21 protein-coding genes are annotated in these 21443 nt (G+C 35.4%); 11 read left to right on the forward strand and 10 right to left on the reverse strand.

What is annotated here, in order from left to right; translation table 11 throughout:
• Positions 1 to 42: 42 nt before the first annotated feature.
• From Q0910_RS10295 to Q0910_RS10335, 9 genes are all read right to left on the reverse strand, one after another.
• Positions 43 to 339, reverse strand: a complete 297-nt coding sequence (locus Q0910_RS10295) for a carboxymuconolactone decarboxylase family protein (protein WP_299215664.1) — start codon at positions 337 to 339, stop codon at positions 43 to 45.
• Positions 340 to 367: 28 nt separating this feature from the next.
• Positions 368 to 1114 (reverse strand): SDR family oxidoreductase, encoded by a 747-nt coding sequence (locus Q0910_RS10300; RefSeq protein WP_299215666.1) that lies wholly within the window; start codon positions 1112 to 1114, stop codon positions 368 to 370.
• 66 nt (positions 1115 to 1180) lie between these two features.
• Positions 1181 to 1744: a TetR/AcrR family transcriptional regulator gene (locus tag Q0910_RS10305; RefSeq protein ID WP_299215668.1), complete on the reverse strand. Its 564-nt coding sequence runs from the start codon at positions 1742 to 1744 to the stop codon at positions 1181 to 1183.
• A gap of 231 nt (positions 1745 to 1975) precedes the next feature.
• Positions 1976 to 4279 carry a chondroitinase-B domain-containing protein gene (locus Q0910_RS10310; protein ID WP_299215670.1) on the reverse strand — a complete coding sequence of 768 codons (2304 nt, stop codon included), beginning with the start codon at positions 4277 to 4279 and terminating at the stop codon, positions 1976 to 1978.
• Positions 4280 to 4425: 146 nt separating this feature from the next.
• On the reverse strand, positions 4426 to 5274 hold the full coding sequence (locus Q0910_RS10315; RefSeq protein ID WP_299215672.1) for a glycosyltransferase family 2 protein: 849 nt from the start codon (positions 5272 to 5274) through the stop codon (positions 4426 to 4428).
• Positions 5275 to 5296: 22 nt separating this feature from the next.
• The gene (locus Q0910_RS10320) at positions 5297 to 5818 is read right to left on the reverse strand and encodes a methyltransferase (protein WP_299215674.1); all 522 of its coding nucleotides are present in this window, start codon (positions 5816 to 5818) and stop codon (positions 5297 to 5299) included.
• Between the two features lie 90 nt (positions 5819 to 5908).
• Entirely contained in the window at positions 5909 to 6967 is a 1059-nt protein-coding gene (locus tag Q0910_RS10325) for a 3-oxoacyl-ACP synthase III family protein (RefSeq protein ID WP_299215676.1), read from the reverse strand.
• Positions 6968 to 7087: 120 nt separating this feature from the next.
• The gene (locus tag Q0910_RS10330; RefSeq protein WP_299215678.1) at positions 7088 to 7474 is read right to left on the reverse strand and encodes a group III truncated hemoglobin; all 387 of its coding nucleotides are present in this window, start codon (positions 7472 to 7474) and stop codon (positions 7088 to 7090) included.
• 71 nt (positions 7475 to 7545) lie between these two features.
• Complete coding sequence (locus Q0910_RS10335; protein ID WP_299215681.1) at positions 7546 to 7812, reverse strand: recombinase family protein; 267 nt, start codon at positions 7810 to 7812, stop codon at positions 7546 to 7548.
• Positions 7813 to 7923: 111 nt separating this feature from the next.
• Between Q0910_RS10335 and Q0910_RS10340 the strand changes: the two genes are divergently transcribed.
• Positions 7924 to 8292 (forward strand): hypothetical protein, encoded by a 369-nt coding sequence (locus tag Q0910_RS10340; protein WP_299215682.1) that lies wholly within the window; start codon positions 7924 to 7926, stop codon positions 8290 to 8292.
• Positions 8293 to 8319: 27 nt separating this feature from the next.
• Here Q0910_RS10340 and Q0910_RS10345 read toward each other — a convergent pair whose 3' ends face one another.
• On the reverse strand, positions 8320 to 8673 hold the full coding sequence (locus Q0910_RS10345) for a hypothetical protein (protein ID WP_299215684.1): 354 nt from the start codon (positions 8671 to 8673) through the stop codon (positions 8320 to 8322).
• Positions 8674 to 8821: 148 nt separating this feature from the next.
• On the opposite strand from Q0910_RS10345, the gene Q0910_RS10350 reads away from it, so the two are divergent.
• The 10 genes from Q0910_RS10350 (at position 8822) to Q0910_RS10395 (ending at position 21093) form a co-directional block, all read left to right on the forward strand.
• On the forward strand, positions 8822 to 9508 hold the full coding sequence (locus Q0910_RS10350) for a TetR/AcrR family transcriptional regulator (protein WP_299215686.1): 687 nt from the start codon (positions 8822 to 8824) through the stop codon (positions 9506 to 9508).
• Positions 9501 to 11168, forward strand: coding sequence for an ATP-binding cassette domain-containing protein (locus Q0910_RS10355; protein WP_299215688.1), 1668 nt, complete (start codon positions 9501 to 9503; stop codon positions 11166 to 11168). The genes Q0910_RS10350 and Q0910_RS10355 overlap by 8 nt, the downstream gene beginning before the upstream one ends.
• 5 nt (positions 11169 to 11173) lie before the next feature.
• Positions 11174 to 12532 carry a biotin/lipoyl-binding protein gene (locus tag Q0910_RS10360; protein WP_299215690.1) on the forward strand — a complete coding sequence of 453 codons (1359 nt, stop codon included), beginning with the start codon at positions 11174 to 11176 and terminating at the stop codon, positions 12530 to 12532.
• A gap of 3 nt (positions 12533 to 12535) precedes the next feature.
• The gene (locus Q0910_RS10365) at positions 12536 to 13939 is read left to right on the forward strand and encodes a TolC family protein (RefSeq protein ID WP_299215692.1); all 1404 of its coding nucleotides are present in this window, start codon (positions 12536 to 12538) and stop codon (positions 13937 to 13939) included.
• Positions 13940 to 14276: 337 nt separating this feature from the next.
• Positions 14277 to 16841: a DUF3892 domain-containing protein gene (locus Q0910_RS10370; protein WP_299215694.1), complete on the forward strand. Its 2565-nt coding sequence runs from the start codon at positions 14277 to 14279 to the stop codon at positions 16839 to 16841.
• A 664-nt stretch (positions 16842 to 17505) separates the two neighbouring features.
• Positions 17506 to 17886, forward strand: coding sequence for a hypothetical protein (locus Q0910_RS10375; protein ID WP_299215696.1), 381 nt, complete (start codon positions 17506 to 17508; stop codon positions 17884 to 17886).
• 45 nt (positions 17887 to 17931) lie between these two features.
• Entirely contained in the window at positions 17932 to 18735 is an 804-nt protein-coding gene (locus tag Q0910_RS10380) for a hypothetical protein (protein ID WP_299215698.1), read from the forward strand.
• 128 nt (positions 18736 to 18863) lie between these two features.
• Positions 18864 to 19640 (forward strand): matrixin family metalloprotease, encoded by a 777-nt coding sequence (locus Q0910_RS10385; RefSeq protein ID WP_299215700.1) that lies wholly within the window; start codon positions 18864 to 18866, stop codon positions 19638 to 19640.
• Positions 19641 to 19702: 62 nt separating this feature from the next.
• Entirely contained in the window at positions 19703 to 20506 is an 804-nt protein-coding gene (locus Q0910_RS10390; protein ID WP_299215702.1) for a hypothetical protein, read from the forward strand.
• A 185-nt stretch (positions 20507 to 20691) separates the two neighbouring features.
• A complete protein-coding gene (locus tag Q0910_RS10395; protein WP_299215704.1) occupies positions 20692 to 21093 on the forward strand; it encodes a hypothetical protein in 402 nt (133 codons plus the stop codon).
• Positions 21094 to 21443 lie beyond the last annotated feature (350 nt).

A 21443-nucleotide genomic window follows, 5' to 3' on the forward strand; every position in this document is an offset into this window, starting at 1 on the left:
AAAACACTCTCTTTTAAGCGTTTTACTCTTTATAATATTAGTTTATTCATCCATAAGGTGTGTTCCGTGTACAACAGCCGCTCCAGCACGAAGTGCGGCAGAGACAAATGTGGCTTCTGCTAGTTCTTCTGTAGTAGCACCGGCTTTTATTGCATTTTTCTTGTGAATCTCTAAACAATATGGACATTGTGTAGTTAATGCAACGGCAACGGCCATTAGTTCTTTGTATTTTACGGGGATAACTCCTTCTTGTAATGCGATGTTATCAAAAGCCTGAAAAGCTTTCATAGCTTCTGATGCATTTTTACTAAGTGTACCTAATTTTTTTAGGTGATTCATATCATACATAATCAGATGTTTTTTTAAATTAATTTCTTCCTGCAATTACACCACCATCGGTATCCCAAATAGCTCCGGTTACCCATGAAGCTTGATCCGATAATAAGAACGTAATACTGTTAGCTACATCTTGTGCAGTTCCGTTTCTTCCGATTGGATGAAAATTATTAAAACCAACCAACGCTTTTTTAGCCTCATCAGCCCCTCCAAAAACGCTATCATAAACAGGAGTTTCTACCACAGCAGGAGATACTGCGTTTACTCGGATTCCGTGATCTGCTAATTCCATTGCTAAGTGTTGTGTTAGCGAGTGTAATCCTGCTTTCTGCATGGAATATGCAGAAGAAGGAGTTGCTTTCACAGCTTGTTTGGCCCACATAGAACCTACATTGACAATGGAGCCACTATTACTTTCTTTCATTTTCTTAGCGGCTGATTGCGTAATAAAAAAGAACCCTCTGTTTAGATCTTGATAAGAGTCATAATCTTCAACTGTGTGGTCTAAAAATGCTTTCGGACCAAAAATCCCAGATGCGTTTACCAGGTAATCTAGGCGATCTAGGTCCGCAATAGTTTTGTTAAGTCGATCAACGTTATCTTTGTTGGTAATGTCGACCTGATGTTTAATGATGTTATCTCCATCAGGAATTTTAGATGTATTTCTACCTACTACATGTACGATAGCTCCTCCTTCTATTAAGGAATCAACGGTAGCTTTACCGATTCCACTTGTTCCTCCAATTACTAGAGCTGTTTTGTTTTTGAATTGTGTCATTATATATAATATATTTAAATAATTAAAATTGAACAGACAAGTCTGTCTCTGTTAATGTAAATTTTTTTATTCGATGATTTTCTTACATAAAGATAAAGAGGCCTCTATTGGCCAAGTACTTTGATGTAATTTGCTTTCAGAAATCGCCCCTTCATATAATAAGTAAATCTTTTTAGCAAGCATTTCGTTAGCTTGATCAGAGTTTTGATTACAATTTCCGATAACAAGATCTTTGATGAAATGTATGAAATCATTCTTTTGCTGTTGAATTTCAATGCGCACTGTTTCATTTTCTTTCGGCATTTCAGAGTACGTATTTAAACACCAACATCCATTAAAATCTTTTTGATCAAAAAACAACTTTAGAAAATCAAATAACGCATATATTCTATCCTTTCCAGGCGAAGCTTTATATACAAAATCTCTTATGTCCTTAGTAAAAGTATCATTCTTAAATTGAAGATAGGCAATACAAATATCTTCTTTAGATGGGAAATGATTGTACAAGGTAGCTTTGGCAATTCCCGCTTCTTTAATAATTTCATTAATTCCCGTCAGGTTGTAGCCTTTTTTGTAAAATAAAGTAGAAGCAGTTGCTACAATATGATCTCTCACTTTGGAATGTTTCATACGGCAAATATATATAAAAAAAACAAAACTAGACAAGTCTGTCTAGTTTTGAGAAATGTTTAACAGAAATAGCACCGTTATTTTGATACTAGGGTATCGCATTTAAACTTTTTTATTCATTTTGGATTCCGGCCTACGCAGGAATGACAAAAGGGTACATGTCCAAGAAGTAATTGTCATTCCAGCGTAGGCTGGAATCCACTTTTAATCATAGTTGTTGGATAATTTTTTTTACTGTGTGGCTTTAAAACCTTTATATTTTGAAAGATATTCCAATGGTTTTTCGGTTTTTATAATTTCGATATTATTGCCAGTGCGTTCTCCAAAAGATTCGATACGACCAGAATTGATAAGACTGATATTATCAATACTGCTAATAGCCCATCCCGGATCTTCGTATTTTATGGCTCGTCCGCCTTTTCCGGAATTAATGAATAATAAATTATCTATATTCAATTTCTGAACTCCCCAAAGCAAAACCACACTCCCTAAATCTTTATTGTTGACATCGATGAAGGTGGAGTTTTTTAGTTCCAGGTACGGTCCTGTAGTACTTTCGTCATTACCCATTCTTAATAGCGAGATCGCATTACCCATTACTTTGCTAAAATGACATTTATCGATTTTTACATACTCTGCATTGTAACGCCCTCTATTTTCATTTTCTCCATCTAAACTGATAGCATTTCCGGAAATATTATGAAAAGTAGAATTCTTAAAAATCAATGTATCTGCATAGGTATTTTTATAAGCTCTAAAGGCGGTTTTACGACTTGCATTAAAATTTTTAAATTCACAAGAAACTACCTTTAATTTATAGTGCTCTATCATAGGTTTTGATGAGGTTGCGATAGCAGATTGTGCAATACCATTTTCCGAAGCACCATCAAAGATAACTCCCTTAATGGAGAGACTTCCTCCATTTTCTATAATGACCAACGGCTTTTGTGATTCGTTTTGATCATATGTAAAGATTGTAGGACTATCACTTTCATCAGTTCTGATTGTCAGGGTTTTGTTTATGACCAAAGGTTTCGTGAAAGTATAAGTTCCCGGTTTTAATTGAATGGTATCTCCTGATGATGCACTTTTTACTATGTTAAATAAAGTATCGTTTTCATTACTGGATACTTGTGCTGCGTTCGAGTTTTTATTAGTAATCTCAAAATATTTCTTTTGAGGCGTATACCAGTTTGGTCCTACTTCATTTTTTGTAAAAGGAAGCTTAGGTTGATAGGTTTGGTTTTTTAGTAAGCCATCTGTCGGATCTTTTGAGAACGTAATTTCGGCTTGTTTAAATCCTTTGTGATTGAATTTTGAATCTGCAGATATTACTTCATTTCCTGAAAAGGAGAAGGTACTATAATCAGAAATTGCTTCAAAGACTTGTTTTCTTTCAGGATGGTAGAAAATATTGTTAGTAAATCTAATATCTTGTGGAGGATCAGTTCTTTCGTTATCTGCACCAACTCCAAACTGAATATGATCACATTCCAAAAATTTATTTCCAGTTATATCTGTGTTTTCTGCTCTGTGATACCTGTTAATTAGTGAATTAGGAACTCCGTTCATTATTGGTAGTGCCCCAAAGAAACGTTTTCCTTTTAGTTCCTGGAAATGGTTGTTCCTAATTGTATGGCCTTCGTTAATAACCCGAACTCCTCCCGTACCTGGTTTGTTATTTCCAATAAAGAAGTTGTTTTCTATTAAGTTTCGGTTTCCGTGTCTTAGTGCTAATACACCTGCAGATTCATAGAAAACATTATTACGCACAATATTGTCACTTGATTTAAGAGAAACAATTTCTACTTCGCCATCACATTGTTCAAAGTAATTATTTTCAATCAATGTTCTCGATGGACTTAATGAATATGTCGAAACTCCAACCCGAAGTGTCTCTCCTCCATTAGATCCTAAGTTGGGTCTGTATCCAAAATGATTATGATCAATCCTGTGATGATTCTCTAAACTGTTTTTGTTATTTAGTCTTACCACCAGGGTTACTCCGGCATTTAGCTTTCCTCCAAAATAGTTATGATCTACTCGATTATTCTTTCCGTGAAGATGAATCCATTCGGATTTATCGAATCTATTAGTCGGATTAAAATGATCAATTGCTATTTCGGTAAGTCTACAGTTTTCTGCTAATTTTCCATCATCGGTTTTAAAGATAATAAGGGCATCTTCTTCGGTATAACCGTTCTTAAAAACTAGTTCTTTTATAATTACATGCTTCCCTCCGATTTTTAGAGAAGTATTACCTGATAGAATAACTTTTCCTTTTTCCTGTGCTTTAATTATAATGGGTTTCTCTTCTGTTCCTGTTGCTGTAATAACAAATTGAGCATCATTCCAGATACCATTACTCAATGTAATTTCGTCTCCAGGTTGAGCTACAGCAATAGCTTTATTGAATTCTTCGACGGTGGTAACAAGATTGGTTTCATCGGTTTGTTTTGTAGTACTAGTTTGCGTGCAAGAACTTACAGTTAATAGAATAGCTAGTAGATAGCTATAGAGCCTACTTTTTTTCATTTGTTTGTTTTGAAATATTTGTATTAAACATTCCCATTAAACTTCAAAAAACAGTCTAATGCTTTATTAAAAGTAGATACTTGTAAGTTGTGTGTGGGGCAATTTAGGTCTATTTTTTATAATTACCAAACACTTCAGGAAGAGGTTTAGAATAACTTCTTTTTAATCTTTTTCCAGCGAAGCTTTCTAATGAATTCACCTTCAGGTTTGGTAACTAAGAAGGGGTGTTGTGCTCTTTTGGCTTTAAAAAAACCAGCTATGTAATCATTAATCAATCGAGGTTGTTTTTTTAGTAAAGCTAATTTTATGGATGCAATCAAAGTAATGACAAAACCATATCGCATTTTATAAAAGGCCTCTCCTTGTTTATATTTTGCTTTTGAGTTATAGGTATTTCCTGTTGGTTTCAGGTGTTTTACTTTTAATGATTCATCGGTTTTGATTTCCCAATTATGGTATTGTGCTAATAGTTCATCTACTGTGTCCCAGCCCATTGCAGGTTTAAGTCCTCCAATATTCTGAAAACAAGATTTTCTATACGCTTTTAATGCCCCTCGAATATGATCTTTATTTGTTAGGTTTTCCAAAATCCAATCATCATCTTTTTGAATATAGCAGAAACCACCGACCATTCCAGTTTTTTGATTTTTTTCGAAATGTTTTATTAATGTTTCCAGATAGTTTTTCGAAAAAATAAGATCTGCATCAAACTTGCAGATCACATCATACGCATCATCCAGTGTTTTATATCCTTGATAGAATGCGTTGATAACTTTGCTACCCGGCATATGATCTTCAGAAGAACTTGTATTTACCAAAGAAATATAATCGTGTCTATCAATGAATTCGTTGACTATAGCTTCTGTACCATCGGTAGAGTTGTCATTAACTATTACTATTTTTTTAGGAAGTATTGTCTGAGCAACTAATGAGTCTAAAGTTTTAGCAATCAATAATTCTTCGTTATGTGCTGGTATGACAATATAAATGTTCAAGATAGTAGTATTTTAATCTAAACTATTTTCTTTCTGCGTATACAATATAATATCTTGGAGTAAAATACCTAAGCAAAGGCCTGAAACCAATTTTTTTGATAGGATGTGTCCATTTCTTTCTGGCTTTTATTTCCCAACCGGCTTTTTCTAATAACCAATCAAATTGCCAATCTTCGAACTCATGATAGTGACGATCCCAAGGATCTGTTTTACTTCTATATGCTGGAGAAAACCATAATTTTAATGGGATAGAAGCTACTATCTTGTTTGCTTTAATATCACGCAATACATTAAAAGGGGCAATAAGATGTTCAAAAATTTCGAAAGCCGTTACAACTTCTACTTCGCTTGTTTTTACAGCTTCAGTTTCTAAATCAAGATCTTCTCCAGATGTATTGCTTACGGTGTATCCTTCTTTTTCCATAAACTCCACAAAAGGATTATGGACACCAAGGTCTAGTATCGTTGCAGGAGCCGCAACATGCGCTCTTAAGAATTCTAGTGTTTCTTTATATCGTTTGTGAGGAAACGTTCCTTCGTACATCTGTAAATGGGTTACTAGCTGTTATAAGTTGTAAAAATAGACAATTACAAAGATTACCATATTCAGATATGTAGATTTTTATAAATTGATTTAGAATTGATACAAAAAAGCATTAATATTCATACCGGCACCAACACTGGCAAATAATAATATATCTCCTGGATGAATAGATTGATTTGCTATTTTTCCTTTTAGAATTAAATCAAAAAGTGTAGGAATGGTGGCCACGCTACTGTTTCCTAGTTTTTGTATACTCATAGGCATAATACCATCAGGAGCATCCTGTTCATACAATTCATAGAATCGTTTTACGATGGCTTCGTCCATTTTTTCATTGGCTTGATGGATGAGAATTTTTTTAACCTGAGAAATATCAACATTAGCTTGATCCAGACACCTTTTCATTGCCTTAGGAACATTGGTTAAAGCGAATTCATATATTTTACGGCCATACATTTTAATATATTTGGTAGTATCTTTCGATGTCGTATCATAAGTATTTCCGAAGTATAAAAAATTGGCTTCTTCATAGGTGTGAGAGGCACTTGCAGAGGATATAATTCCTCCAGTATTTTCTGTGATTTCGATAATAGAGGCTCCTGATCCATCAGAATAAATCATAGAATCTCGATCGTGCTTATCGATGACACGGGATAAGGTTTCTGCACCGATTATCAGACACTTTTTTGCCATACCACTTTTTATAAAAGAGACTGCCTGTATAATTCCCTCTATCCAGCCGGGACATCCAAACAGTACATCATAAGCCACACAATATGGATTCTTAATTTTTAAAAGATGCTTTACTCTGGCAGCAAGACTAGGTACAGTATCAGCTTGTGATGAATTTTTAGTAACGTCTCCGAAGTTGTGAGCAACAATAATATAATCTAAGGTTTCTGCGTCAATACCCGAATCAGTAATGGCTTTTTGGGCAGAGAGAAAAGCAATGTCTGAGGTATTTAATGCTGAAGAAGCATATCTACGCTCTTCAATACCTGTAATTTTTTGGAATTTGTCTATAACAACAGGAGAAGGATGTCTGATTTGACTACCATCAGTATTAAGGAATTGATGGTTTTCAAAATCTTCGTTTTGTATAATTTCTGTAGGAATATAGCTTCCTGTGCCGGTTATTTTGATATTCATCTTCCTTTTTCTTTTTTGCAGAAGGGAAGGTAGCTATTAAAAACCACTTTATTATGCTTGCATAATAAACTTTACGATGGCTAAGCTTTTATAATTACTATAGGAGGTAATAAAGGCGGATCAATTTTGTCCGGTTTTTAATTGTATTACGGTAGCGATGGATAATGCTCGTGTTTTCATTAATTCTGCCTTAGTTCCGCTAAAGTTATTGTCTACTGTTGTGGTAAATAATGTTAGCCAGGTATCAAAATGGATTTTTTCCATTGCCTTTTTTTGATGCAGGTTCTGATGAATCTGCAATACATTCTTTTTGTAGTTGCCTGTATAAAATAGCTGTTGTTCCCAGAAATCAGTAATATGTGGAATATGATCTTCCAGATTAATTTGGGCTATTTCTGTAAAGAATAAACCAATGGAAGGATCTTTCAACGCTCTTTTATAAAACGCCCACATCAAATACTCAATATCCTCGCGGTTAGTTATGTCTTTTAAATGATCCTTGTCCAAAAATACCTTGGTTTACGTTAATGTATAGATGCAAAATTACAAGGTATTCGGACAAGTACTTTGGTTTTGGGCTATAATTTTTGCTTAGAGACAATAAGATCCCGCAATTCTTGCTGTTTTTCTTTTTCAATCATTTTTTGATGGGCATAGGCAAAAATTGCATTTTCCACAATCTCATTTTCTCTTTCTCCTGATAGAATATAGGATATACTCGTTTTGGAATATGATTTTTTGTTTGGGCTTAAAATCTTGTTCTGGTTTAAGTAAGCTTGTATTTTTTTTACGTGCTTACTTCCTATGACCTTTAAGATCGCAGTACGTTCTTCAGGTGTGATCATAAATAAGTTGGCTAATGTTATTGGTATAAGTATCTTTGTGAATGTAATGTTATCGTTTTGTTATGCAATATTATATAAAATATTGGATATACGCAAATAATAGTCAATATTTTGGATAAAAAAGATAAAATTTTAGATAGAGTTATTGTTTTTGCAGCCCATTTAGGAATTAGTCTTAGAAGTTTTAGCCTCTCTATAGGTGCGAGTGCAGGATATTTACATAGATTGCAATCGGCTAATAGTAATATTGGTGGTGACTTTATAGAAAAGGTTATACAATTGTATACAGAGATTAATCCTACATGGTTAGTCACCGGAGAGGGAAATATGCTTAGAGAAGGTCATCTTGTCGAAGAATCCGAGATGACTTATGGCAAAAAGGATTACTTCAAACAAGCTTTACTCAGATATCTGGATGATCAGGATATCCGAGATAAACTTGCAGAAATAAAAAAGAAAGAGGAGCTCGACATAGATTGAGTATGTCCTCATTCATTTATACAAACATTATAATATTTCTTTAACTCCAGCGGCAGCTTCGAGATTTACTTTTACCACAGCTATACTGTTAAGAAACTTCTTTCCATCTTTTCTTTTAATGGTAATATGCGTCTTTCCTTCAATCACTTCTTTATTAGTGACAACTACTTGAACTCCTTGTAATTGTCTGAAATTAGTAGTTCCTCCTTTTTTGATGATGAAATTTGGACGAGGAAACAAGATATGTTGATAGGTCTGTCCTGAAGGCGCTCCTAAGGTAATAACATCGCCAACGACTATAGTGTCTGTCGATAAGACTTTTGAATCTTGAGCATTCATCGTTACGATCGATAAGAATGCAATAAATACTAGATTTTTCATGTACGTGTGTATTGTGTTTATATATTGATGTGTATCCTAAAGTTACCAATATTTGATTAACAATAAAACATAAAATTTGGTTAAATAATAGTTAACGTACCATATATTGATAGTAATACTATTAATTTTGGGGTAAATAGTTTTATTTATGAAATACATACTTCAAGACTTAAAAGTTAATATCAACAATAATATATATCTTAAGGATCCGGAATCTTCGACTTTAGGAAAAAAAATTATAGAGTTTAGTATTCTATTAATTGATGAAATAGGCTTTGACAGTTTCACGTTTAAAAAACTGGGAGAAAAAATTGGGTCTAATGAAAGTTCGATTTACAGATATTTTGAAAATAAGCATAAACTACTCTTATATCTTACTTCTTGGTATTGGGGATGGTTAGAATATCAATTGGTATTTACAACCAATAGTATTTCTGATTCGAAAGAGAAACTCAATAAAGCGATTGAAATTATTACTCGTGCAACAAAAGAAGACTCTTCTTTTTCTCATATTAATGAGGTGTTATTAAACAAAATTGTTATTAATGAATATTCTAAATCATATTTAACTAAAGAAGTTGATAATGAAAACAAAGAAGGATATTTTTCTATATATAAAAGGCTGGTAAACCGGATCAAGGATATGATTACGGAAGTAGATAGTGATTATAAGTATCCTACCAGTTTGGCGAGTACCGTGACCGAAGGTTCTCTGCATCAGCATTTCCTAAAGGATCATTTTTCTTCATTAACCGATTGTGATGAGAAAATCACACCCACTACATACTTTATTAACCTAGTATTTAATTCTTTAAATAACCAAAAGAATGACTAAAAACATATTGACCGCCTGGCAGCGTCTGATGGGGCTCTTAAAACTTGATAAAAGAGATATCCTCCAAATATTTTATTATGCAATTTTTGCGGGATTGGTAAGTTTGTCGCTTCCTTTAGGGATACAAGCGATTATCAATTTACTGCAAGGGGCTCAAGTAAGTACTTCCTGGGTAATTCTGGTAATTTTGGTTACTGCAGGTGTACTATTTGTTGGGATACTTCAGTTTATGCAAATCAGAATTATTGAAAATGTACAGCAGAAGATCTTTACCAGAGCTTCTTTTGAGTTTACGTATCGGTTTCCTAAAATCAAAATGAGTGAACTACGTAATTATTATCCACCTGAACTCGCTAATCGCTTTTTTGATACGTTGACAATTCAAAAGGGATTATCAAAAATATTAGTGGATTTCCCTACTGCTTTAGTCCAAATCATTTTCGGGCTCTTACTATTATCTTTTTATCATCCATTCTTTATCATTTATGGTTTGTTGTTATTAGTATTAATCTATATCGTATTTAAATATACAGCAACCAAAGGACTGGAGACAAGTCTTAGTGAATCCAAAAGCAAGTATAAAGTAGCTCATTGGATTCAGGAAGTAGCACGATCTATTGTAAGTTTTAAACTATCCGGTAGAACGAATCTGTCACTAACTAAGAATGATGCTCTGGTAGCCGATTACCTGGATTCCAGAGAGAGTCATTTTAGGATATTGGTGATACAATTTATTCAGATGATTGGTTTTAAGGTGCTGGTAACAGCGGGACTTTTATTAATAGGTGGAGTACTGGTTTTAAATCAGCAAATGAATATCGGTCAGTTTGTAGCGGCAGAAATCATCATTTTATTAGTGATCAGCTCTGTAGAAAAACTAATCGTAGGATTGGAGTCTTTTTATGATGTACTAACTTCTTTAGAAAAAATAGGACAGGTTGTCGATAAGGAACTAGAACCTCAGGAAGGAGAAAAACCCTTCAAAGAAGACCAAGGATTTATAATAGAACTAGATCAAGTCTCTTATGCAGTTCCAGATAGAGACAAAAAAATCATAGATAATATTTCTCTTAATATCTCAGAGACTTGTACCATATTAATACAAGGATCTAATGGTTCTGGTAAGACAACGCTTTTACGATTGATCGCTGGTTTGATAGAACCTGATAACGGTAGTATTTATATTAACGATGTTTCGCTAAAAGGAGTAAACCTTAATTACTACAGAGGGTATTTAGGACAGTCGCTTACAGAAGAATCTCCTTTTGAAGGAACTATTTTAGAAAACATCACCTTCGGAGATAAAAGTATTACCAGTGAGCAGGTGTATTGGGCACTAGAGAAAGTAGGATTACTTCAATTTGTTAAGGAACAGCCAAAAGGATTATTAACCATGTTATATCCAGAAGGAAGACAAATACCCTATACAATTGCTAAAAAGATTGTATTGGCTCGCGGCATTGTCAGAAAGCCAAAGTTGCTAATTCTTAAGGATCCATTAGATCAATTTAATGGAGCAGAAGCTACAAGAATTATGGATTTTCTGGCAGATCCAGAAAGTCCTTGGGCATTGGTAGTAGTCAGTGAGAATAATAAATGGTCATCACGCTGCGGAAGAATTATTACAGTAGATAATGGAAAAATAGTAAGCGAAAAATAAAAGGTATGCTAAATATTTCAAATAACAAACTAAACAAAACTGTGGATATTTTAGGATATAAAGCATCACAGAAGGTATTTGGTAAGGAGCATTATAAATATTTTAATCGGTTTTTATTGGCATTTACCATCATCGTTTTTATCATATTGTTTTTTCCCTGGACTCAGAACATCACAGGTAACGGTTTTGTAACCACCTTAACTCCGGGTCAACGACCGCAGACAATCCAATCACCAATACCGGGTAGAATAGAACAATGGTATGTTCGAGAAGGAGATTATGTGAAGCAAGGAGATACTATCTTGCGAATTTCAGAGATTAAAAACGAATATTTTGACCCTAATTTAGTATCGAGAACAGGACAACAGATCAGAGCAAAATCTATGTCGGTTACTTCGTATGAAGAAAAGGTGAAAGCATTGGGTAACCAAGCTGATGCACTGGTGCGAGAACGTGCACTAAAATCACAACAAGCAAATAATAAGTTATTACAATCTAGATTAAAAGTAAAAAGTGATAGTATTGATCTGCAAGCAGCTAATACCAATATCCGCATTGCAGAAAGACAGTACGACCGTACACTTCAGTTAGAACAAGAAGGTTTGAAATCACTAACTGATGTAGAAGAGAAACGATTGAAACTGCAGGAGACACAAGCCAAATTAATTTCACAAGAAAACAAATTACTGGCTAGTAAAAATAATGTGATCAATGCACAGATAGAGATGAATCGTATTCAGGCGGAGTATGCAGAGAAAATATCGAAGTCTCAAAGTGATCGATTTACTGCACAATCTGGTCAATTTGATGCAGAAGCACAAGTAACTAAGCTAGAGAACGAATATACAAACTATGAGATACGTAATGATTTGTACTATATCAAAGCACCACAAAATGGATACATCAATAAAGCCATCCAATCGGGTATCGGAGAAACCTTTAAAGAAGGTGATGAATTAGTAGGGATTATGCCATCAGAGTATGACATGGCAGTAGAAACTTTTGTAAGGCCGATAGATCTGCCTTTGGTGCACATTGGTGAAGAAGTAAGAGTACAATTCGATGGTTGGCCTGCAATCATATTTAGTGGTTGGCCTAATGTGTCCTACGGAACTTATGGAGGTAAAGTAGTTGCAGTAGAAACGTTTATTAGTGCTAACGGAAAATATAGAGTATTGATATCACCAGATCCTAATGATCATGAATGGCCAGATGGTGTACGTGTCGGATCAGGAGCGTATACTATTGCCTTATTAGAAGATGTACCGATCTGGTTCGAGCTATGGAGACAGCTTAACGGTTTTCCACCTAATTATTATCAACCAGAAGATAAAGCAGCAACTGCTACAGCCAAAAAGAAATAATCTATGAACAAATACTTGTTGTACAGTTTTCTTTTTTTGACCACGGTGCTATGTGCACAGGAAGAAGATACCATTACGCTTAATTTTAAAGAGTATCTGGGTTTTGTAAAGAAGCATCATCCGGTTGCGAAACAAGCTGAGTTAAACATAAGTGTAGGAGAGGCAAACCTATTAAAATCCAGAGGAGGTTTTGATCCTAAAATTGAAGTAGATTATGATCGAAAAAAGTTTAAAGGAGACGAATATTATGATTTGCTGAATGCTACATTTAAAGTACCAACCTGGTACGGAATCGAGTTGAAAGCTAATTTCGAGCAGAATGAAGGGGTTTTTCTCAATGAAGAAAGAACAGTGCCGGACGAAGGATTGTATAGTGCTGGAGTATCCGTACCTATTGCGCAGGGATTATTGATCAATGATCGTATGGCATCACTTAAAAAAGCCCGATTATTTAGAGAGCAAACCAAAGCAGATCGTGACCTTTTGGTCAACGAGATTCTATACGACGCATCTTTAGCTTATTTTGATTGGTTAGAAGCATTTAATGAAAAAGAAATCTATCAGAATTTTTTAACCAATGCGAGAGTACGTTTCGAAGGTGTAAAAAAGAGTGCCTTAGCCGGAGATAAAGCAATCATTGATACTGTAGAGGCTAAGATCACGGTACAGAATCGTCAGTTAAGCTTAGAACAGGCAAAGGTAAAACTGATGAAATCTGCTTTAGATCTTTCTAACTATCTATGGATTGGAAATAATATCCCGGTAGAGTTACAACCTAATGTGATACCAGATAACCAGGTGGATGAAGTTATTGATCAGACATTACAGATACAGCAGGCACTGTTTACAGATGTAGATTTGGTAAACCATCCTAAACTAAGGTCACTGAACTATAAAATAGAAGGACTGGAAATAGATCGTAGACTCAAAGCGAATAAGTTGCTACCTAAAATTAATCTGGAGTACAATTTCCTAACGGCTTCGCCAGAAGTAGCTAACTCCTTTAATACTGCAGACTACAAAGGAGGCGTCACCTTTCAGTTTCCATTGTTTTTGCGGAAAGAGCGTGGGGCGGTAAAGCTAGCTAAATATAAAATTCAGGATAGCCAATATGAATTGGCAAGTGTACAAGTACAGATAGAAAATAAAGTAAATGCGATCTATAACGAGTTAGAATCCTTTAAAACTCAAAATAATTTAATCGCTAATATTGTAAGTGATTATACCACCTTATTAAAAGCAGAAGAACGTAAGTTTAGTTTTGGTGAGAGTTCCTTGTTTTTGATCAATTCCCGAGAAAGCAAATTGATTGATGCAGAGTTAAAAAGTAACAAATTACAGAATAAGTATTTCGGTACGAAAGCAAAGTTATTTAAGAACCTAGCTGTCAATCCAGAGAACCTGTAGTGGTTTGATATATTGTTTTTAAAGAAAGAGACTTCGAGAGCCTCAGTCTCCAGTGGCAGCAGAAACTCTGAGCCCTTCGACTCCGCTCAGGGCTCATTGTAAACGTTCTTCGGTTCAGAGCTCAGGCCAAGCATGTAAAAGACCGAGCCCTGAGCGGAGTCGAAGGGCTCCAATTGATAAATTGTAGATTAATAGGCTCCTAAAGGAGGGTGAATTATAATACATATGTCTACAGAAAAAACATAACTATCTGTAATTGAATGCATAAAAAAGTTTACCACCCTACGATTTTTTATACTAATGGAATATAAACCAACATTCGTAAAAAATCGTAACAATGGATATTTCAATTTTAAGCGCAACGGTTCTTAACGCTATAGAAGAACCTTGTCCGTCTACCAATCTAAGAGGCTATTACTTTCCTAATGAAGACCAGCAGAATAGACTATTTTCTGTAGATGGTCGACTAAATCAATCATTTCGGGATGGATCATTCGTACAACCAGGAGATGCTGTGGGGACTTTGGCTTCTGCAGCCGTTTTTCAATTAGTCGTAGAAGAAGAAGCTACCGTTAGACCTGGTTTTGGAGGTGCGGATAATCCCGATATTCCCATGGCAATCGCAGATCTTGCAGTTAGTGGTGTCACGAATCTGTCCAGTTTTCGGGGGAGTGCAACCGTGGAATCTGGTGGTGTTTTTAGCTATAGTATTCCTGCTACTAAGGAACTAATTTTTGCAGAAATGGAAACTGCAGCTACCAGAATGGTGGTGACACTTCCCACAGAAGAAACGGTCATTCGTAGTGCAATTGATACTGTGGTCAATAGAGCATTAACTGTTATCTGGGCATTGCATGGCCCTGTCGCGTATAGAGAAGGGTTGCGTCCCGAATTGGGTTGGATTGCTGTCGATGCAGAGAATGATCAACCATCACGACCTGTAAACGTACCCGCAGCAAACTGGGCTACCCGAGATCTTGTGGTAGGAGTTACTCATAATGGTATACCTATTAGTTGCAGAACACGATACGCAATAGCAGGCGCTGATGATACAGCACCACTAATTAATATTCTTGATAATTTACCGGCAACAGATGTTCCACCAGAAATTCCGGATGATGCAATGGTAGTTCTGTTTATGCACGGACATAGTTCTAATATTGAAGAAGGATACACATTCTATGAACACCTTGTCAATTCAGAAGCATCCTGCCTGTCTAAACCATTGGTAATGATTGCCTTTGATTATCCATCTAACGGGTACTCGCAGTACTTTGATCATGACGTCATTTCTCCTTTAGAAGCAACCACAAATTATTCTCCTGATCATCCTTCAGAGAGACGCTTTGGGATTCTGGAATATTATGAAGCCTTTACAGTTTCTTTTTTAGAAGAATTAGATAGGATGATGGTCGCTTACGGAAGACCAGGAATCCTGAATCGCATTGCGGCAGTAATGGGTGGAAGTATGGGTGGAAACCTGGCGCTGAGGTTATCAGAAAAACTGGTCACAAATCCCGAATGGCTTACCGGAGTGGTTTCCTGGTCACCTGCTAGTTCGTATGCATCATTTGGCCCAAAAGATTATTTTATACCTAGTCCTGGAGAAGATTTCGAACCTATAGGAAAAGAAGCTATAGAGAGACCTAGGACTCGTTGTACAAAAGAAGAAAATGATGATTCTCGTCAGAATTTTATAGCACTTCAATTGGTTGGAGAACGTCTTATCAATGATGGTACACCTGGATTCGAAGCTGTAACCAGATTGATCTCTGTGCTGGCTCAACCTTTATTATCTGTATTGGTAGGAGGAATTGTTCCATTTATTCCCATTGTGGGAGGTTTGGCAGCACCATTAGCTGCAGGTCTTACCGGTTCTATAGTTTTTGGTTCTTCTGTATTTGAGGGAACTGCTAATATCATTGTCATTAAACAATCAGATACCTGGCTTAGTGAGTTGAAACCAGAATGTCGTGCAGGATGGGATGCTGCCACTGTAACGCAGATGGCATTGGCATATTTACTAGAGACGTATTCTGCTAACAGAAGAAGAATGCACTGGCGTGTTGCTTATGAGCAACTGTTATTCAGTCATCAGGAGGAAATTGCAGCCAGTAGAGGAGTTCCCTGCTATGAAGCTTCAACGATTCCCGCCTTGTTAATTGGTGGTGAGAATGATGTGGTGGATGATTTCACTGGATTTAATATCTATAAAGGTGTTCAGTTTCTGGCACCTAGAATGATCAATAATCCAGGCAAAGCCGTTTATGCGGCAGATACAGGACATTCAATGCACGTAGAACGGCCTAATTTTCTGGCAGCAGAGATCCATAAATTTATTTGTAAGCAATATGCACATACCGTAACAGCGGTTCGTAGAGAAGGAGGTAGGATTACCGAGCTATATTTTGGGCCTATGTTTAAAACCGTATCGGCGGCAGATGCCTTAGAAGATATTAAGTACAATAGAGTACGGTATTATGTAGCTGGAGCTGATGGTGCTCGTACTAGTATTTATGTAAAAAGATACCTGACCACGCTGCCAGATGAAACCACGGATAATAATCTGCGATCATTGCCAGAAAGTACGTTGCCAGCACCACCGCCAGGGGAGTCTGTAGGTACTGCCGGTTTAGGAAATAGTTTTCAGGTGACTCATATACGAATCAGAGGTTCGCGACGCACTCCCTGGGAAAGCTGGGTAAGTCATTTGTGTAATGATGCCTTGGGAATACAGATGCCCATACAGCGTGCAGAATTCGATATAGAACACGGTCACAGGCGCTATTATATCCGAACAGCAGAAGGAGAAACCGACCTTCAACTGGTAGAATATATGACGACCTATCCTAACTATGATACCGAGGATAATCTGTCTTCTTTACCGGAAATCGAAGAATAATTCTTGATATAAAGGGGTAAGGCTATTTCAATATGGCTTTACCTCTTTTCGCTATATTTTGTACCTATCTAGATGTATTGTTATCCACTTCCTAAAGTACTTCGCACGATTCCAGAACTTAGTATAATCATTAAGAGGTTATTTAAAAAAGTAATTTTTTCCTGTTATTTCGAGCGGAGTCGAGAAACAACCACCCTTGGTTTTCATTACATTTCGACTCCGCTCAATGTGACAGAATAGTAAATCTTGTGGTTTATGACCCCTATAATCAAAAGTAATTGCCCGTAAAAAAGGCTGGCAACCCAAATCGTAGGCCTTTGACCCCTTACAGAAACCCCTATAAAGAGTAAAACAATCCTTCGAAGTATTAAAATAATGCTTCGAAGGATCACTTTATGGCCTCTGACCCCTAAAATTAGGGGTAATTGCCTTCTCTAAAAGCCTCAGAGCCCTGATTTCGGGGCTCTGAGGCTTCATTTTAGACCTTGGAACCCTTACGGAAACCCTTATAGCTATTAAATCAATCCCTCGAACTACCTTTTCGAGGGCTAAAGGGTATGTAGATAAGGGGGTAATTCCTTAAAATACCGGGTAATGGGTATTGAGTTGAGGTGATTTCGAAAGTAGTTTTACCGTATTATAATAATTCAAAATATATAGAATAATGGAAAAAGTATTAAAAAAAGAGGTTCATAAAGGTTTTGAAGCTATTGGCGAAGATGCACAAGGTAAAGGATTTGATGAATTAAATATCGATATAGCTGATGATGTGACAAAAGCGCTTAGTGCATATACTAATAGGGATTGCACCATCTTACGCGCAAACGGTGAATATGAAAAACCAAACGTATTGATAACAGGAGGAAGAGTAAGTGTTAGCCTAGGAAGAAATGTCAACAAAATCCAATTAAGGAGTGTTCCGGGAAATGGAATACGATTTTTCCAAAATGGGACTCATTCTATTCCTAATGGTGAATATGTTTTGTCTCTATGGGGAGGTACCTATCCATACCCATATATAAGAGCTTGTATTTCTTACGATTAAAAAATAAAATTAAAAGTTTTTTAAAGAACCGCTAAACAAAAAATCATGTCAAAAGATGATGAAATTATCAAAATAGAAGACCCTGATATTGCAAAAATCAAGTTTGATTTTGAAAAATATAAGTACAGAATAGAATTGTATAAATGGTTTATCGGTTCTGTGTTTTTAGTGCTGATTACAATTATTATCAATTATGGTTTTAAGGATCGGGCTGCCGGATTACAAGAAATCAAGCAATATGATAAGTATGTAACAGAGCTTATCATTCTTAACAAAGATCCAGGACAGAAAAGGATGTTAGCCCAGTTTTTTGCTTTGGTTACTCCATCAGAGAAATTAAAGGCCGGTTGGAAAGCATATTACACAGAAGTTAATGAAGAGTACAAAAAGGTAATTGCGCCGGTTTTAGTTAGTGATTCGATACTTAAAAAGAAGTATTACAGCTTAAAGACTAAAGGAGATAATTTAACGACCACTGAGAAAAGTAAGTTATCAGAATTGAAACAGCAAATAGAAGAAAATGATAAGATTATTAATCCAGAAATAGTGGTTCCGTCAAAAGAAAATAAAAAGGATTATAAAGCAGCTTTGAACTGGGAATCAAAAGGTTTTTCTTTTCTCTTAAACAAGGATATCGATAAAGCCATTCTTGCTTTTCGGGCAAGTGAAGATGCTTATAACCAGTTTCATCAGGTATATGAAATCGCAAAATACCTTACCGATAATAGAAAAAAATTGGAGCATACCGAATCTGAAGATTGGGACGAGGTCCATAATATAATAGCCACCAAATACGACTGGAAAATGCCACTGGCAGTAAAAAATGATTTATTAAAGAAGTCCAATTAAAAAGATGAGAGATATGATTAGACGATCAGATATGTGAAGAAAAACAGCAGTATTAACTAATGAATATAAGAAGCTCAGAACCTCGTGTTTATACATTAAAAAATAATTATTAATCTAAACCTGATAAAATGGGAACAAATAAAAAAAATAAGGTATCGAAAAATATTTTTTCAGAAAGAAAAGACAACAATCCATTTGCACCTGCAGAGTCAAATATCCACCTTTATGGTAAGAGTTCTATAAAATGTGAAACGGATTCCAGAGGATATGCAACACCAAAAGATAGAGATCCCGCAGAAATTGTTGTTGATGCATCCGAAGGGTTTATTCCTCTTTGGAAAAAAGATGTAAATCTTAGATGGCGTTTTAACCCAAGTCTTTATAATTTTTTTCAGTATCCAGATCAAGCGATGGATGGGATAAGGACTTTATTATCCAAAGGAATAAGAGAATGGGGAGATGCAGCTCCTATTAGGTTTAGTGAACGAAATGATGCTTGGGATTTTGAAATTATAGTAAAGAAAGATAATTGTGATCATAGAGGCTGCACTTTGGCAAGTGCTTTTTTTCCGGATGGAGGAAGACATCAATTAGTGATTTATCCACAAATGTTTTTGCAAAGTGAACAAGAACAGATAGAGACCATGGCTCATGAGTTGGGACATATTTTTGGATTGAGACATTTCTTCGCAGAAATTAGCGAAGCTGCTTACCCTTCGATTAAGTTTGGAGCACACAAACCTTTTACCATAATGAATTATGGGCCAGAGTCCAAAATGACGGCAAATGACAGAAAAGATTTAAAAGCTTTATATGAAAAAGTTTGGAGTGGTGAACTAACAGAAATCAACAGAACAAGAATTGTAACTTTTTGGCCTTATCATTATTTGGGAGGATTTAGATAGAGCAGCTTTGTACTCGTATTTTCTCCTTAGCGTAGTACTTCACGATTAATAATATCTTACTAATGAAATATAATTATCTTTTTATAGTGTTGATCGGTTTTATGTATAATGTCTGTTATACACAGCAAAGTCATTATATAATTTTACAACAATCTCAAAAAAACCAATCTTATACTATTCGCAGTAGTTTTCCTAAAGATTGGATAAAGACCCAATGGGATTTAGGGTATAGAATAACTCATGTTGGTTTTAAGAAAGGTGAATGGTTTGTTGTCTCAGAAAAGAAACCAACCAACCAAGGACAGTATTATATGCTTAATCCTAATAATCAGCAAATTAAAGATAAGTTGAATGATGGATATACGATAGAAAGTATATGTCCATATGTTCATAATAATAGAATTAAATCCTTTTATTTATTTAACAAGATTTCCGTAAATCCCGTAAGCAACAGTTATTTTTCCGGAACTCCTGGTTACAATAAAAACATTCTAAAAAGAGTCAAAAAAGGATGGGATCGAGGATGGTTATGTAAAAGCGCTAGAAGTCTAACGTATAATTATAAAACGATATTTTCGGTTTTAATGCCAAAAGAAAGAGGAAACCATAAACAAATTGCAGAGTATAGAGTAGATTTTCCGAGAGATTTGATAAACAATAAAAGATCACAAGGATATATTTTATCCAGCATAACATATGATCATTATAAGAAAGCATGGTTCGTGGTTATGACTAAAAAAGCACATAATGGAACTTCTTGGGGTAATATTACCACACATTGGACTTGGGTCAATTATAAATCTCAAAAGGATAAATTCAAAGATTATTTTGAAAATAAAGGGTATAGAATTATAGGAGTATTTTAATAAGAAATGAGTAAGGTATATTCTATCATGTTTTAAATTTTTATTATCAGTTTCTATTAAATGTAAATTCAATTTATCTATCATCATAACCAAAAAAACAGGTGATATCACCTGTTTTTTTCGTGTGGAGGAAGCAGTACTTTGCAAAAATAAAATACATTTGTAATAAGAGAATTTTCCCCGATATGTCGACTACATTTTCTGCGATGATACAACAAATTGTAAGTGAGAGCAGTACGGATGCGATTCCTAATCCTGCTCGATCTGGATATTTATGTAAGCCTACTGATTTTTTATCGGGATTGATCCGGTTTGTGTCTATGATGCAAGTAATAAAGATCGGTGTTGGTAGTGAAATCGCAACTATAAAAAATGATTTAGAAATAGCCAATCAATCACCATTTATCACACGATCTGATGACCGATTGTATAAACTAATGGTAGGTGCTATAGATCATATAGTGATTATCTGTACGGCAGAAGGAGAACACGCAGCAACAGCAGGAGAGCAGAAGTTAGCAGAAACCTATGCCTGGTGCATCGCAGGATGCCGATTATTTTTAGAATATTCTGAGTCAATAGAGTAACCGCTACACTTCGACTCCGCTCAGTGTACGCTCAGGGGGCAACTCAAAAAAATCTGGTACGCAGGCCTGTCGAAGCGTAAAGCAGAATCCAGAGCCTCTAAAAAAAAACAAGGAACCTGTCATTCCAGCGTAGGCTGGAATCCAGAATAAAGACGAGAACTATAAATAAACAAAACAATGACCTGTCATTCTGCTGTATAGCGGAAGCCAGAGTCTCTAAAAAAAAAACAAGGAACCTGTCATTCCAGCGTAGGCTGGAATCCAGAATAAAAACGATAACTATAAATAATCAAAACAACAACAGTTAATTTATTTTTATATATTTAAAAACCCAAATGTGTTATTATTTC

Origin of the sequence: uncultured Aquimarina sp., assembly GCF_947495315.1 — a bacterium.
Lineage (GTDB): Bacteria > Bacteroidota > Bacteroidia > Flavobacteriales > Flavobacteriaceae > Aquimarina.

What these genes read in the sequence shown, in the direction of transcription:
- Q0910_RS10355 (WP_299215688.1), top strand. Translation starts at nt 9,501, where the DNA reads ATGACTAAAAACATATTGACCGCCTGGCAGCGTCTGATGGGGCTCTTA.
- Q0910_RS10300 (WP_299215666.1), bottom strand. Translation starts at nt 1,114, where the DNA reads ATGACACAATTCAAAAACAAAACAGCTCTAGTAATTGGAGGAACAAGT.
- Q0910_RS10325 (WP_299215676.1), bottom strand. Translation starts at nt 6,967, where the DNA reads ATGAATATCAAAATAACCGGCACAGGAAGCTATATTCCTACAGAAATT.
- Q0910_RS10385 (WP_299215700.1), top strand. Translation starts at nt 18,864, where the DNA reads ATGGGAACAAATAAAAAAAATAAGGTATCGAAAAATATTTTTTCAGAA.
- Q0910_RS10380 (WP_299215698.1), top strand. Translation starts at nt 17,932, where the DNA reads ATGTCAAAAGATGATGAAATTATCAAAATAGAAGACCCTGATATTGCA.
- Q0910_RS10335 (WP_299215681.1), bottom strand. Translation starts at nt 7,812, where the DNA reads ATGATCACACCTGAAGAACGTACTGCGATCTTAAAGGTCATAGGAAGT.
- Q0910_RS10305 (WP_299215668.1), bottom strand. Translation starts at nt 1,744, where the DNA reads ATGAAACATTCCAAAGTGAGAGATCATATTGTAGCAACTGCTTCTACT.
- Q0910_RS10320 (WP_299215674.1), bottom strand. Translation starts at nt 5,818, where the DNA reads ATGTACGAAGGAACGTTTCCTCACAAACGATATAAAGAAACACTAGAA.
- Q0910_RS10345 (WP_299215684.1), bottom strand. Translation starts at nt 8,673, where the DNA reads ATGAAAAATCTAGTATTTATTGCATTCTTATCGATCGTAACGATGAAT.
- Q0910_RS10350 (WP_299215686.1), top strand. Translation starts at nt 8,822, where the DNA reads ATGAAATACATACTTCAAGACTTAAAAGTTAATATCAACAATAATATA.
- Q0910_RS10360 (WP_299215690.1), top strand. Translation starts at nt 11,174, where the DNA reads ATGCTAAATATTTCAAATAACAAACTAAACAAAACTGTGGATATTTTA.
- Q0910_RS10390 (WP_299215702.1), top strand. Translation starts at nt 19,703, where the DNA reads ATGAAATATAATTATCTTTTTATAGTGTTGATCGGTTTTATGTATAAT.
- Q0910_RS10375 (WP_299215696.1), top strand. Translation starts at nt 17,506, where the DNA reads ATGGAAAAAGTATTAAAAAAAGAGGTTCATAAAGGTTTTGAAGCTATT.
- Q0910_RS10395 (WP_299215704.1), top strand. Translation starts at nt 20,692, where the DNA reads ATGTCGACTACATTTTCTGCGATGATACAACAAATTGTAAGTGAGAGC.
- Q0910_RS10310 (WP_299215670.1), bottom strand. Translation starts at nt 4,279, where the DNA reads ATGAAAAAAAGTAGGCTCTATAGCTATCTACTAGCTATTCTATTAACT.
- Q0910_RS10365 (WP_299215692.1), top strand. Translation starts at nt 12,536, where the DNA reads ATGAACAAATACTTGTTGTACAGTTTTCTTTTTTTGACCACGGTGCTA.
- Q0910_RS10295 (WP_299215664.1), bottom strand. Translation starts at nt 339, where the DNA reads ATGAATCACCTAAAAAAATTAGGTACACTTAGTAAAAATGCATCAGAA.
- Q0910_RS10370 (WP_299215694.1), top strand. Translation starts at nt 14,277, where the DNA reads ATGGATATTTCAATTTTAAGCGCAACGGTTCTTAACGCTATAGAAGAA.